14 protein-coding genes and 1 pseudogene are annotated in these 12,712 nt (G+C 50.0%); 13 read left to right on the forward strand and 2 right to left on the reverse strand.

The features are described from left to right. Position 1: 1 nt before the first annotated feature. Positions 2 to 1,141, reverse strand: a complete 1,140-nt coding sequence (locus BMY80_RS06100) for a DUF2800 domain-containing protein (RefSeq protein ID WP_093141924.1) — start codon at positions 1,139 to 1,141, stop codon at positions 2 to 4. Continuing rightward, positions 1,134 to 1,478 carry a hypothetical protein gene (locus tag BMY80_RS06105; protein ID WP_093141925.1) on the reverse strand — a complete coding sequence of 115 codons (345 nt, stop codon included), beginning with the start codon at positions 1,476 to 1,478 and terminating at the stop codon, positions 1,134 to 1,136. The genes BMY80_RS06100 and BMY80_RS06105 overlap by 8 nt, the downstream gene beginning before the upstream one ends. A gap of 480 nt (positions 1,479 to 1,958) precedes the next feature. On the opposite strand from BMY80_RS06105, the gene BMY80_RS06115 reads away from it, so the two are divergent. From BMY80_RS06115 to BMY80_RS06170, 13 genes and pseudogenes are all read left to right on the forward strand, one after another. Next, positions 1,959 to 2,267: a hypothetical protein gene (locus BMY80_RS06115; RefSeq protein ID WP_093141928.1), complete on the forward strand. Its 309-nt coding sequence runs from the start codon at positions 1,959 to 1,961 to the stop codon at positions 2,265 to 2,267. A gap of 15 nt (positions 2,268 to 2,282) precedes the next feature. Beyond that, a complete protein-coding gene (locus tag BMY80_RS06120) occupies positions 2,283 to 4,676 on the forward strand; it encodes a virulence-associated E family protein (protein ID WP_093141930.1) in 2,394 nt (797 codons plus the stop codon). Between the two features lie 149 nt (positions 4,677 to 4,825). Beyond that, positions 4,826 to 5,149: a hypothetical protein gene (locus BMY80_RS06125; protein ID WP_093141932.1), complete on the forward strand. Its 324-nt coding sequence runs from the start codon at positions 4,826 to 4,828 to the stop codon at positions 5,147 to 5,149. Continuing rightward, entirely contained in the window at positions 5,124 to 5,408 is a 285-nt protein-coding gene (locus BMY80_RS06130; protein ID WP_093141935.1) for a VRR-NUC domain-containing protein, read from the forward strand. The genes BMY80_RS06125 and BMY80_RS06130 overlap by 26 nt, the downstream gene beginning before the upstream one ends. After that, on the forward strand, positions 5,392 to 6,741 hold the full coding sequence (locus BMY80_RS06135; protein WP_093141937.1) for a DEAD/DEAH box helicase: 1,350 nt from the start codon (positions 5,392 to 5,394) through the stop codon (positions 6,739 to 6,741). The genes BMY80_RS06130 and BMY80_RS06135 overlap by 17 nt, the downstream gene beginning before the upstream one ends. Then, entirely contained in the window at positions 6,742 to 7,146 is a 405-nt protein-coding gene (locus BMY80_RS06140; RefSeq protein WP_093141940.1) for a hypothetical protein, read from the forward strand. Between the two features lie 161 nt (positions 7,147 to 7,307). Further along, complete coding sequence (locus BMY80_RS06145; protein ID WP_093141943.1) at positions 7,308 to 7,691, forward strand: HNH endonuclease signature motif containing protein; 384 nt, start codon at positions 7,308 to 7,310, stop codon at positions 7,689 to 7,691. A gap of 201 nt (positions 7,692 to 7,892) precedes the next feature. Then, positions 7,893 to 8,462, forward strand: a complete 570-nt coding sequence (locus tag BMY80_RS06150) for a terminase (RefSeq protein WP_093141945.1) — start codon at positions 7,893 to 7,895, stop codon at positions 8,460 to 8,462. Between the two features lie 12 nt (positions 8,463 to 8,474). Continuing rightward, positions 8,475 to 9,257, forward strand: a complete 783-nt coding sequence (locus BMY80_RS06155) for an S-adenosylmethionine synthetase N-terminal domain-containing protein (RefSeq protein WP_093141948.1) — start codon at positions 8,475 to 8,477, stop codon at positions 9,255 to 9,257. Continuing rightward, positions 9,257 to 10,528 carry a site-specific DNA-methyltransferase gene (locus tag BMY80_RS06160; RefSeq protein WP_245730068.1) on the forward strand — a complete coding sequence of 424 codons (1,272 nt, stop codon included), beginning with the start codon at positions 9,257 to 9,259 and terminating at the stop codon, positions 10,526 to 10,528. Before BMY80_RS06155 ends, BMY80_RS06160 begins: the two co-directional genes overlap by 1 nt. Further along, on the forward strand, positions 10,521 to 11,441 hold the full coding sequence (locus BMY80_RS12080; RefSeq protein ID WP_218140325.1) for a DNA cytosine methyltransferase: 921 nt from the start codon (positions 10,521 to 10,523) through the stop codon (positions 11,439 to 11,441). Before BMY80_RS06160 ends, BMY80_RS12080 begins: the two co-directional genes overlap by 8 nt. Continuing rightward, positions 11,438 to 12,322, forward strand: a complete 885-nt coding sequence (locus BMY80_RS12085; protein WP_143066469.1) for a DNA cytosine methyltransferase — start codon at positions 11,438 to 11,440, stop codon at positions 12,320 to 12,322. The genes BMY80_RS12080 and BMY80_RS12085 overlap by 4 nt, the downstream gene beginning before the upstream one ends. A 121-nt stretch (positions 12,323 to 12,443) precedes the next feature. Beyond that, positions 12,444 to 12,712, forward strand: a pseudogene (locus tag BMY80_RS06170) (virulence protein); the annotation flags it as partial.

The raw sequence follows: 12,712 nt of genomic DNA on the forward strand, positions 1-12,712 counted from the left end.
CTTAGTTTTCCTCTATAAAATCAGATTTTGCAGTGTTGAATTCAGGACGGGGATCCGTATCTGAAACAAGCACAGGTTTACCAACGGGCTTTATAACAAGCCCACTCAACAGTTCTTCGAACTTCTTTTTGCCTAACTGCCTGGTCATCGAAGTGATTCCCAGGAGCTTTTTCTCAAACGGATCGTACCCGGCATTCTGTACGACCTTTGCCACCTCATTTTCGTCGGTGTATTTGCGAATACTTCTGCCTTCCACCAGCTTGAAGTGCGGATAACGGACACCGGATAAAGCCTGCTCAAGGGCATAGGCTTTGATGTCGTCTGCCCAGGAGACCAGAGAGTCTATCTGGGGCAGAATTGCCGCGATCTCGGTGCTGTCCAGCGTCGGAGCATCGGCAAAGTCGTACTTTGCCAGCTCCATGCTGTATTCAGCGCGTGCTCTGCAGGTAGCCTTAAGCTTGCAGAACTGACAGTGATCTCCTGCATGGAACTCACCGCCGCCTTCATAAGCCAGCTCGGCTGTCGGTTTCAGTACCTCATCAGCCCATTTCAGCAGTTCGTCGGCAGACATTTCATAGGTGTCTACATTGTCTCGTCTCGGCTGATAGATGCTGAGTCTGATACGCCTGATGTCATAAAGAGCACCGAAGGTATCAAGAGCACCAAGGGCATAGCATTTAAGCTGACTGTTCCCGGTACCGTCTTCTCCGGATGCCGTTACAAGAACACCGACGCCGTATTTCAGATCGATGATGTGCAGCAGATCATCAGCCACAATCACGCAGTCTCCGGTACCGAATCCGTCCTTTACCCACCTGGAGAAGTCGAGTCTCTGCTCAACGCATACCAGCGGATCTGAACAGTGTTCCTTCGCTGCGGAAACGTGCTCCATGACAAAGCCGCAGTAGCCATCAGCAGACTCCTGCATTTCCGCGTCATAGAAGGAGAGGTGCGGAGTCGGATCACTTGCATCTCGTCCAAGAGCCTTAGTCACCAGATACTCACAGAGTTCGTGAGCGTCTGTTCCCTGCTGTGCATACGGGCTTGACTGATCTTCAAGTTCAGCGCAGAGCTTTGCACTCGGGGGACAGGCTAACCAGCGGTGACTGGCTGACGCTGACAGATAAGCGTGTTTAGCCATTACCCAGTACCTCCGCTTCAGCTACCAGCTCTGCAAATACAGCAGGATCGGTAATATCGGATAACTGCTTTACTCCGTGAGAGGTCAGCAGTGCCTTAACCTCGGCTCTGAAACCGGATCTGGCCTTGTCGGAGAGAATGCCTCGTACTTCCTCGAAGGTGTAAACCTTGACCTGAGTTTCCTCGGCAGCGGAAGCCGGAGTTTCGGGTTCAGTCTGAACTTCAGCTGTCTTTTTAGAAGATGTTTCCGTGCCTGAAAGCAGTTCAGCTATTTCAGCGGCATCCGCACTCAGCCTGCGGAATCCATCGATAAGAACAGTAATGTCTTTCTTTTTCATGGGATTGACCTCATAAGTTTGTTTCAATTTCAGCGGGGCGGTTTTAAGTGCCCTCACTACCTATGTTCAGCAGAAGGTGAAAACGACAAAAAAAATTTCAGATTTTTTTCAGTGCTGTTTCGGCCTTCACCTACTTATGTTCAGCAGAAGGCAAAACCGACAAAAAAAATTTCAGATTTTTTCAGCACCGTTTCGGCCTTCATCTACTCATGTTCAGCAGAAGGCAAAACTAACAAAAAAAATTTCAGTTTTTTTTTCAGCACTGTTTCGGCCTTCACCTACTTATGTTCAGCAGAAGATGAATCCGACAAATCTTCTTCAAATTTTTTCTGATTCCCCGTTTTCCGGCCGAAAACCGCTTTATTAATTTTTTTTTTAAGAATTTTTTGTCGGAAATCGCTCCTGCTGAACATAGAGGGTAGAGCGGCAGATTGTCCCTGCCGCCGGGACTTTTTTATTAACAAACAGAGGAGAACTCGAATGTACGCAATAAGAGAAAAACATGCGTGCGTTAACGGGGTCTTGTTTAAGACCTTTGAACGTAAGACAGCCGGACTTCGCATTGAGGCAGGAACCACTGGATTTAAGGGCGGTAAAAAACGCGGCAGAGGTGGCAGAGCATTTATCTCACTTGAAAGCCTGGGTGGTGATTTCTGCTTTCTTCCTATGTTCGATGAAAAGAAAAGGGTCGTGGGCTTTGAAATTGCCGCCAGCGGTGATGACGGGGTTGACGCAGTCAGGAAGGCTCTCAACTTTGCCTGTGATGCCATCCATGACCAGTGTCTTTAGGTTTAAGGAGGTTTAATGAGAAAACTTAATATAGCCTGCGCCAACAGCTGCAAGGCTTATAAATGGGCGAATCAGACTACTGGGTACGGAGAGCTGAAAGACAGGTTCAGAAAAAGCTACCGTACTTCGGAGACGGTTGCCCAGTATGCTCATATGAGCCGTGACGAAAAGACTGAAGCCAAAGATCACGGCGGTATTGTTGCAGGTGTGCTTATTGACGGGATCAGACAGATAGATAAGGTCAAAAGCCGATCCGCAATAATGCTTGACGGTGACATGCTCGAACATGGCTTTATTGATGACTTTGAAAACAGGGTTCCCTATACCTCGTTCCTTTACACCACCCACGGACATACACCGAAGGCTCCCCGGGCAAGGGTCGTTATTCCTCTTACAAGGGATGTAACCCCGGATGAGTTTCAGGCTATAGCCAGATATCTGGCCCAGCAGTTAGGCATTGAGCAGTTCGACGAGTGTTCATTCAGAGTCAATCAGCTGATGTTTCTGCCGAGCACTCCCAGTGACGGAGAATACATCTTTAAGGAAGTGGAAAAGGAATGGCTAGATCCCGACAGGTTTCTGGCTCAGTACCCGGAATGGCAGGATCCTCTGAAACTTCCGAGATCTTCAAGGGAAAGAAAACCTCACGAGAATGCAGGAAAACAGGTTCAGGATCCTCTGACCAAAACCGGCATCGTGGGTGTATTCAACCGGGTCTATTTCCCGATTAACAAGGCGGTTGATACCTTTCTTGCAAATAAGTATGAGGCAACTCAGAGTGATAACCGCTATCACCTGATCGGCTCCGGCAGCACTGCCGGTGTAATTGTCATCGAGGATAAGTTCATTATTTCCTTTCATGCCAAAGATCCCGCATATCAGATCCTGTGCAATGCCTTTGATGCAGTAAGGCTAGGTCTATTCAAGGATCTCGACGAAAAGGCCTCCTTCAAGGCAATGTGCGATTTTGCCATGCAGCAGGATGAAGTGAGGGTGGCTCTGGCCAATGAGCGTATAGCTGAGGCAAAGAGCGACTTCGCAGATCCGGAAATTGAAGGCGATGACGAATGGAAAAAGAAACTTAAATACAAGAGCCGCAGTACCGAGCTGGAGAACTGCACCTACAACCTCCGGCTGATCCTTACCAGGGATAAGAATCTCAAGTGTATCCGGTTCAATCAGCTGGCAGATAACCTTGAGATCGTGGGGAATGTTCCATGGAAACATCCCGGGGGATTCTGGCGTGATGTGGATGATGCACATCTGGTGTGCTACCTGGAGGATTACTACGGCTGTTTTTCCGACAGAAACCTCAACATTGCGGTAACCAAAGTGGCGGATGACAGAGGCTATCATCCCATCAAGCTGCGGTTTGAAAGTCTGAAACCGTGGGACGGAGTCAAGCGTGTTCAAACACTGCTGATTGACTACCTGGGAGCTGAGGATAACGAATACACCCGGACGGTTACCCGCATCCATCTGTGTGCCGGGTACAAAAGAATCTATGTTCCAGGGATTAAGTACGATCAGATCTTAATCCTCAACGGTCCGCAGGGCATAGGCAAGTCAACCATCATTCTTATTCTGAGCATGGGGTTTTATTCCGACTGTCTGACTATATTCGACATGAACGACAAGACTGCAGCCGAGAAACTGCAGGGGGTGTGGTTCCACGAAATAAGCGAACTTGCGGGCATGAAAAAGGCCGATATCGACAAGGTTAAGGCCTTTATCTCCAGACGTGACGATCAGTATCGTGCCGCATTCGCCAAACGTGCTGTGACGCATCCGAGACAGTGTCTTTTCTTCGGTACCACCAACAGTGAAACCGGCTACTTGAGAGACATTACGGGCAACCGCAGATTCTGGAACGTGAAGGTTACAGGCAGGGGCAGATACAAGCCATGGGATTTAACCCCGGAGATAGTCGAGCAGATCTGGGCGGAGGTGAAGGTGATGTGCGAGAACGGCCAGGAGCTTTATCTGCCGCATCATCTTGAGTCCTTTGCGGAGGAGGAACAGAGACTTGCCATGGAGCAGGATGATCGTGAAGGTCTGCTGCAGGAGTACCTTGATACCCCTCTGCCTGCCAACTGGAACAGTCTGGATATCCACGAGCGAAGGGGGTACATCCTTGACCTTACCGATCCTACCCGTCCGAAAGGTACGGTTCAGCGCACCGAGGTGTCAAACCTTGAAATCTGGTGCGAGTGTTTCGGCAAACGCCCCGAGGATATTCAGGCTAAAGACAGCTACAACATCGCAGCCATGATGAAACGGCTGGACGGGTGGGAGCGCACCAATGACAGAAGACCTCTGCCTTTCTACGGCAGACAGAGGGTTTATGTCAGGACAGGTCAGAAACAGCCTGTCCCGCATCCCGAAAAATGTCCTAAGGCTAAAGGTTAAAAAGTAATCATTATGGGACGGACGGACAAGATCTTCTATATAGAGCAAAAAGGCTTTAAATAGAGTTCTAAAAGGCAAATATACACGTATACGTATTAATAGGAAAAAATGGCTCTGTCCGTCCTTCCTGTCCACTGAAGGAATTAGAAATGAAAAAAAGAAAAATTGAAGATTTTATGAGATGCGGTGCAAAGATGCGGGTACTTAAGTCTCTTTTTGTGGGGACGATGGTCGATGCCTATCCGCTGTTATCCCCGAACGACAGAGCAAAGATGAGGTCGATGGAGGGCAAACTGCGTGAGATTTGTTCACGCCTCGAAGGTTGCATGTTTAGGAACGTTCCCGGTCTTTCAGACGATTATCTTGATGTGTTTTACGGTGCCCCGGATATCAGTAATAGAAGTCCTGTAGATGCGAAGGTAGTTGAGATGGCAAAGGAGATGGTTGATGAGATGTTCGGAAAAGCAGATTGAACGGAAACTCACGCTGATGGCAAAAAGCCGGGGAGGAATCGCACCGAAGTTCGTGTCTCCCTCCTTTGCGGGAATGCCTGACAGGCTGATCCTGATGCCGGGCGGAATGATGGCCTTTGCAGAGCTTAAAGCACCGGGAATGAAACCGAGAGCACTGCAGGCAGCAAGGCATGAGATGTTAAGGCGATTAGGTTTCAGGGTGTATGTGATTGACGGAATTGAACAGATAGGAGGAATACTTGATGAACTTGCCGGATAGAACCAGTCTTCACGACTACCAGAAGTTCAGTGTGAACTTTATCGAGGAGCATCCGTGCGCAGCCATTCTCTTAGACTGCGGCATGGGCAAGAGCGTTATTTCCCTCACTGCAATTGCTGACCTTCTGTTTGACTCTTTTGAGGTTCACAGAATTCTGATAATTGCCCCCTTAAGAGTCGCACGGGACAGTTGGCCATTGGAGCTTTCCAAATGGGAGCACCTCAAACACCTCACTTTTTCAGTGGCTGTTGGAACTCTGGCAGAACGCAAAGCGGCTCTTGCCAGGAATGCCGACATCACCATCATCAACCGTGAGAACGTGGAATGGCTGGTTGAGAACAATGACTTTGACTACGACATGGTGGTTATTGACGAGCTGTCATCCTTCAAGAACCATTCAACCAAACGTTTCAAGGCTCTGCAGAAGGTACGTCCTAAGGTGAAGCGTATTGTTGGTCTCACAGGTACACCATCATCAAACGGCCTGATGGATCTGTGGTCTGAGTTCCGCCTCCTTGACATGGGCGAACGCCTGGGAAAGTTCATCACGAGATACAGAGAGGCGTTCTTCATGCCGGACAAGAGGAACGGTCAGCAGGTGTTTTCTTATAAGCCGAGACCTTATGCCGAGGAGGAAATCTACCGCCGCATCTCAGATATCACCATCTCCATGAAGTGTACTGACCATCTGAAGATGCCGGAGCTTATCAGCTCCCAGTACGAGGTGATGTTATCCCCGGATGAGCGTAAGCAGTACGAAAGTCTTAAGACTGAGCTGGTGCTGACTGCATCTGACGGAGAGATTACCGCAGCTAATGCCGCAGCACTAACCAATAAGCTGAGTCAGCTTGCCAACGGCGCAATCTACGATGACGAGAAAAACATCATCGAGATCCACAGCAGAAAGCTTGATGCCCTGGAGGACATCATCGAATCAGCTAACGGCAATCCTATCCTGGTGGCTTACTGGTTTAAGCACGACCTTGAGAGGATCAGAAAGAGGTTTGATGTCCGGGAGATTAAGACCTCAAAAGACATCACTGACTGGAATGCCGGAAAGATCCCGGTGGCTTTAATTCACCCGGCGTCAGCTGGTCACGGCTTAAACCTTCAGTCCGGCGGTTCGACTTTGGTGTGGTTTGGTCTTACCTGGTCGCTGGAACTGTATCAGCAGACCAATGCCAGACTGTGGCGACAGGGACAGACGGCGGGAACCGTGGTGATTCAGCACATCATTGCCAAGGGAACCATTGATGAACGGGTGCTGAAAGCATTGTCGAAAAAGGAATTAACTCAGAACGCACTGATTGATGCGGTTAAGGCGGAGGTGTAAATGAACGCAAAGGAATTTTTATCAAGAGGCATCAACCTGGAACGCCACGTGCGCAATCTGACGAATGAAATTGAGCATTACAGAAGTCTGGTAAACAACTGCAGCGTTACTTATTCTGACATGCCTAAGAGCACCACCGAGAATTACAAACTGGAAGATTGTACTCAGAAAATTATCGATCTGCAGAAGGAACTCAGTGATGCCATGGCTGATCTCGTTGATGTGAAGTGTGCCATCACCCGTGCCATCCATAAAATCGGGAATTATGACTATGAAGATCTTCTGGTTAAGCGATATGTATTTTGTGAAACCTGGGAGAAGATTGCCGAAGATATGAACTATGAATTGCGGTACATTCACAAGCTGCACGGGAAAGCATTAAGGGAATTAAAATTTTTTTCCTGAGGGCACTAAAAGACATGGAAAGACACTATGAAGTCTTGATACTATTATAATCGACGTAATGAAACGAACTATGAAAGCTCTGAGGTATTCCCTTGGAGCTTTTTCATTTTCAGCTCTGCTTCCTGTCGGTGGTGGAGCTTTTTTTATGCCCGGAGAAAACCATGCCAAGAAGACCGAAACGACCATGCTCCTTCCCGGGATGTCCGAGACTCACTGACGGAAGGTTCTGCGAGGAGCATGCCAAAGCAGAAGCAAGACGCTACGAGAAGTACCAGCGTGATCCGGAAGCCCGGAAACGCTACGGTAAAGCATGGACAGTAATCCGAAAAGCCTATGCCTCCGAGCATCCTTTCTGCGAGGTCTGCCTTGCGGAAGGAAGATATACACCAACCGAGGCAGTTCACCACATTAAACCGCTTTCCCAGGGCGGAACTCACGACATCAGCAACCTCAAGGCTGTATGCAAAGCCTGTCATGCCAGGATTCACGGCGAAATGGGCGACAGATGGAGCAGGAAAGTAAAGGATTACGATTCACAAAAGTGATGATTATCCCGCTTTAGACCCCCAGGGGCGGTCAAAATCGCTGAAATTTTAACCAAAAAGCTTCGGGCCCCTCCCTCCACGCAGAAAAACGCAGTTTCAAACAGGGTAATAACCCCGGCCCGGCTGTGCTCTACCGTTGATTAGCAGGCTTTCAGCCCGTTTTCTGTGCGGGCTTTTTTTTCAAACATCAGGAATTTTTAAATGGCCAAAGACGGAACCAACCGCGGCGGTGCCCGAGTGGGTGCCGGACGAAAACCTAAGGCTCTCCAGGAGAAACTTCTTGAGGGCAATCTCGGACACCGCGACATAACGAAGATCGACATACCGGACATCGCATCAGATGACGGTGAAGAGCCGGAAGGGACTGACATACCCCGCCCGGATGAATACCTCTCGGAACTACAGCGGGACGGGAAACCGCTCGGTGCTGCCGAAACCTACACCAAAACCTACAGATGGCTTGCCGGACTCGGCTGTGACCGTCTGGTGAGTTCCGAACTCATCGAGCAGTATTCAGTGGCATTTGCCAGATGGAAACAGTGTGAACAGGCAGTAACGAAGTTCGGTCTGTGCGGCAAGCACCCGACATGCCCGAGCTCGGTGATTCAGAGTCCCTTTGTGGCCATGAGCCACAGCTATCAGAAACAGACCAGCCAGCTCTGGTTTCAGATTTACAGCATCGTGAAGGAAAACTGCTCTGCGGATGTGGCGGGAGCATCGAATCCTGCTGATGACATGATGGAGCGTCTGCTCCGTTCAAGAAAGAATTAAGGAATTTAAGACATGATTGAGAAAGTGAACCCGTCCCATCCGGACAAAATAGCAGATCGCATTGCCGGTGCCATTGTGGACATCGCCTATGCGCAGGAGGCCAATCCGAGGATTGCCGTTGAGGTGCTGATTGGTCACGGCAGATGCCATGTGATTATCGAAACTGATACAGAGCTTTCTGAAGACAAAATCAGGGCAGCCATCTTCCGCATTGCCGGAAAGGTTGAGCCGGATATTCAGATTGTTCCGCAGGACAGACATCTTGCTGACAACCAGAAGGGGACTTTCCGTTGCGGAGACAACGGCATATTCAGGGGAGTTCCGCTCAATGTTGAGCAGGCGATGATTTCAAGTATCGCACGTGATCTTTACGAGCAGTTCCCGACTGACGGCAAATACATCCTCGATGATGAACGTCTCATCATCTGCCAGAGCAACGCAGACAGAACTGCAATTCTGAAACAGTACCCTCATGCCGAGGTTAATCCTCTTGGTGACTGGACAGGCGGCACCGATGCAGATACGGGAGCCACCAACCGCAAGCTCGGCAGCGACATGGCTGATTCGGTAACCGGCGGGGGACTGCACGGCAAGGACCTGTCAAAAGCGGATGTGACTTTGAACATCTACACTTTTCTGAAGGCGCAGGAAACAGGCGAGACTGTAGAACTCAGCTGTGCCATCGGGGATGAGGAGATTGACGGTCACTCCTACAGCGAGCTGATGGACATTGCCTGGAACCACATCGCCTCGTTAGGCGGTTTTGAGAAGTTTGCGGAATGGGGGCTTTTCTGATGAAGACAACTACAGAATTTCAGCTGGTCAGCACCGATAAGCTGATCCCTTATGTGAACAATGCACGTACACATTCACCGGAGCAGATCATGAAACTCCGCTCCTCTCTCAGAGAGTTTGGTTTTGTGAATCCGGTGATCATCGACCGGGACTTTAACGTCCTCGCCGGGCACGGAAGAATACAGGCGGCAAAAGCTGAGAACATTCCCGAGGTGCCGTGCGTCTTTGCCGACCACCTCACCGAGGCACAGAAGAAGGCGTACATTCTGGCAGATAACCGCATGGCCCTGGATGCCGGCTGGGATGAAGAACTGCTGGCCGTGGAGATGCAGGAACTGCAGGACTTAGGCTTTGATCTTTCCATGACAGGCTTTTCCGAAGACGAACTCGCAGAGCTATTTGCCACCGATGCCGAGGGGGAAGAGGATGACTTCGATGTGGAGGCAGAGCTGCAGAAACCGTGTTTCTCCAAAACCGGGGACGTATGGCACCTTGGCAGACACACCGTAATCTGCGGTGATTCCACTCTGCCCGAAACCTATCAGAATCTGCTCGGGGACGTGAAGGTCAATCTGGTCTGCACCGATGCTCCGTACTTCGTGGATTTACAGAATGCCTCCGGGAAAATCAGAAACGACAATCTGGACGATAAGTCAGCCTATGAGTTTCTGATGAAGGTCTTCGCCAACTTCAAAAACAGCATGGCCAGGGATGCCTCCTTCTATGAGTTCTACGCCACCTCCAAGTCCCGCATTTTCTATGATGCCTTTGAGGATGCAGGGTTCAAGGTTGGTGCCGGTCTGATTTGGAAAAAGCCGAGGTTCCCGCTTTCGAGAACCGACTGGAAGTACAACATGGAGCCAATCATCTACGGCTGGCGCAAGGACGGTACCCACAAATGGTATGGAGATCAGAAGCAGACCGTGGTGTTTGAGTTTGATGGCATCAGAAACTCGAAGGAGGACGGTTTCGGGCATCCGAGCAGCAAGCCGGTACCTCTCATTGCCTATCTCGTAAAACTTTCCACCCAGACTAACGGCATCGTCCTTGACGGATTCCTCGGCTCAGCCTCAACGCTGATGGCCTGCGAGCAGACTGAACGCATCTGCTACGGAGTGGAAATTGAACCGAAGTTCGTAGACGTGGCGGTGAAAAGATACATCGAGTTTAAAGGCGGCAGTGCTGATGACGTGTATGTCATTCGTGACGGAAAGAAACTTAATTACTCCGATGTGGAGATACCGGAGGAGCAGACAGATGGCGGTGAGTAAATTAACCCTCGGCAGCCTTTTTGACGGCTCCGGGGGATTCCCTCTTGCGGGACTTCTTTCCGGCATTGTACCGATCTGGGCGAGCGAAGTGGAATGCTACCCAATCAGAGTAACCACCAGAAACCTTCCATGGATGAAGCATTACGGCAACATCTGTGAAATGGACGGCGGCAAAGTTGAACCGGTAGACATCATCACCTTCGGAAGTCCGTGCCAGGATATGAGTATCGCTGGAAAGCGTGAAGGTTTAAGCGGCAGCCGTTCCGGTCTGTTTCATGAGGCTGTCAGAATAATCAGAGAAATGAGGAGAGCCACCAATGGCGAATATCCGAAATACATCGTGTGGGAGAACGTACCGGGAGCCCTCAGCTCCAACGGCGGAGAAGACTTCCGCTGTGTGCTCGAAAGCATATGCGGCATCGCTGATGAAACCGTATCTGTCCCTTCAGTTAAAAAATGGCTCAATGCCGGAGAAATCGTGGGTGACGGTTACTCAGTCGCCTGGAGGGTGCTTAATGCGGAACACTTCGGAGTTCCACAGCGCCGAAAGCGCATCTACCTTGTCGCAGATTTTACAGACGGGTGTGCCGGAAAAATATTATTTGAGTCAGAAGGCATGCCTTGGGATCCTCCACAGAGCTTCAGCGAGAGGCAAGGTTCTGCCGGAGGTGCTGGAGAAGGCTCTGAAAAGACAGGCACGGTGTGTCTGAACGATCAGGGAGGTGAACGCATGGACGTGACGCATGAACGAACCGCCACTCTCCGTGCCGAAAGCCATCACCCTCCGCTTGTATTTGAGAACCACTCGCAGGATTGCCGTTTCCGCGGTCCGCTTGATGTGGCTCAGACGGTGCTTTCAACCTACGGCACCGGCGGCAACAATCAGCCCTTTGTGGTGGAGGATAAACCATGAAACCTAAAGTATTCGGCATCTGCTCGAAAGACAGCAATGCCATGAAATCAGCCAATCCGAAGAGCGGTTTCTACGAGGCTGAGACTTCCCGAACCATCGATACTTCCTGTCAGTCTCCCTGCAGAAATCAGGGAGGCATGGTGGTAATTGAGGGCAACGGCATGAGGCCTTCACATCATGGTGACGGATGGAGGGAATCGGAAACCATGTACACGCTTAATACCACTGAGCGTCATGCGGTGGCTTTCTCTGAAGTTCACGGCACTCTGTCAGCCAATGACGGTCCCAAAGGTCCGTCAAGCCAGATGCTCTCAAACCCCGAGGAGAACTTCGTGGCTGAACCTGCCTACGGGCTTGATCGGGCATCCTTCAATCAGGGAAAGAATGCAAAGTACGATTTTTCAGTTACGGAGGAGTCAGAACCCACCATGACGGCAAGAGGTCCCAATGCGGTGGCACAGCCGGTCTACACCACCAGCAAGGCATCATTTCATACTACGGCTCATACAGATGTGGCTGACACACTGGTGGCAAGCGACTTCAAAGATCCGCCGACCGTTACCGAAGAGCCTTATTACATTGTACGCAGACTCACCCCGACGGAATGTGCAAGGCTGCAGGGATTTCCCGACTGGTGGTGTTCGCATCTCGGAACTGCAAATCCGTCTGAACATGACATGGAGTTCTGGCGCAGTGTATCCGAAACCCACCGTAATGTGGTAAGCGGAGCATCAAAACCGAAGTCAGATCTCCAAATCAGAAAATGGCTCGCAAACCCTCACAGCGATTCTGCGGAATACAAAATGTGGGGCAACGGTATCGCCCTGCCGTGTGCTGTTTATGTCCTTTCGGGCATTGTTCAGCACGCAGAAAAACATTAGTTGATGGTAGTCAAGTAACACTAAATATAGTTGTTTTAGTTCCACAAATTGACTTGATATAGTGTTTTGACAGAGCAAATATGTCCCTAACGAAAACGAACACAAACATGGAGACATAACGATGAAGATCGATTTTAACCTCAAAGGCGCAGAGCGCAAGGAACTGGTCAAGGCTATCTCAAGGATTACCGGAATCAAGGCTGAATACCAGGGCATGCCGACCACCAATTTTGTGATTGGAGACTTCACGGTAACCGCTGAAGGAGCTCTGGTTTACGATGACAAGATTGATGCCGGGGAGCTTTTAAACGAACTTGCCGAGGCAGGCTTTGAAGGAACCGCCGATAAGTCTGAAGGAAAGGAACTTAAAGTTCCTGAGCCGAATATCCT

The organism is Ruminobacter amylophilus (assembly GCF_900115655.1).
Classification (GTDB): Bacteria; Pseudomonadota; Gammaproteobacteria; order Enterobacterales; family Succinivibrionaceae; genus Ruminobacter; species Ruminobacter amylophilus.

Excerpts from the sequence above, each read along its gene's own strand:
- BMY80_RS06100 (WP_093141924.1), bottom strand. The coding sequence starts at position 1,141 with ATGGCTAAACACGCTTATCTGTCAGCGTCAGCCAGTCACCGCTGGTTA.
- BMY80_RS06105 (WP_093141925.1), bottom strand. The coding sequence starts at position 1,478 with ATGAAAAAGAAAGACATTACTGTTCTTATCGATGGATTCCGCAGGCTG.
- BMY80_RS06115 (WP_093141928.1), top strand. The coding sequence starts at position 1,959 with ATGTACGCAATAAGAGAAAAACATGCGTGCGTTAACGGGGTCTTGTTT.
- BMY80_RS06120 (WP_093141930.1), top strand. The coding sequence starts at position 2,283 with ATGAGAAAACTTAATATAGCCTGCGCCAACAGCTGCAAGGCTTATAAA.
- BMY80_RS06125 (WP_093141932.1), top strand. The coding sequence starts at position 4,826 with ATGAAAAAAAGAAAAATTGAAGATTTTATGAGATGCGGTGCAAAGATG.
- BMY80_RS06130 (WP_093141935.1), top strand. The coding sequence starts at position 5,124 with ATGAGATGTTCGGAAAAGCAGATTGAACGGAAACTCACGCTGATGGCA.
- BMY80_RS06135 (WP_093141937.1), top strand. The coding sequence starts at position 5,392 with ATGAACTTGCCGGATAGAACCAGTCTTCACGACTACCAGAAGTTCAGT.
- BMY80_RS06140 (WP_093141940.1), top strand. The coding sequence starts at position 6,742 with ATGAACGCAAAGGAATTTTTATCAAGAGGCATCAACCTGGAACGCCAC.
- BMY80_RS06145 (WP_093141943.1), top strand. The coding sequence starts at position 7,308 with ATGCCAAGAAGACCGAAACGACCATGCTCCTTCCCGGGATGTCCGAGA.
- BMY80_RS06150 (WP_093141945.1), top strand. The coding sequence starts at position 7,893 with ATGGCCAAAGACGGAACCAACCGCGGCGGTGCCCGAGTGGGTGCCGGA.
- BMY80_RS06155 (WP_093141948.1), top strand. The coding sequence starts at position 8,475 with ATGATTGAGAAAGTGAACCCGTCCCATCCGGACAAAATAGCAGATCGC.
- BMY80_RS06160 (WP_245730068.1), top strand. The coding sequence starts at position 9,257 with ATGAAGACAACTACAGAATTTCAGCTGGTCAGCACCGATAAGCTGATC.
- BMY80_RS12085 (WP_143066469.1), top strand. The coding sequence starts at position 11,438 with ATGAAACCTAAAGTATTCGGCATCTGCTCGAAAGACAGCAATGCCATG.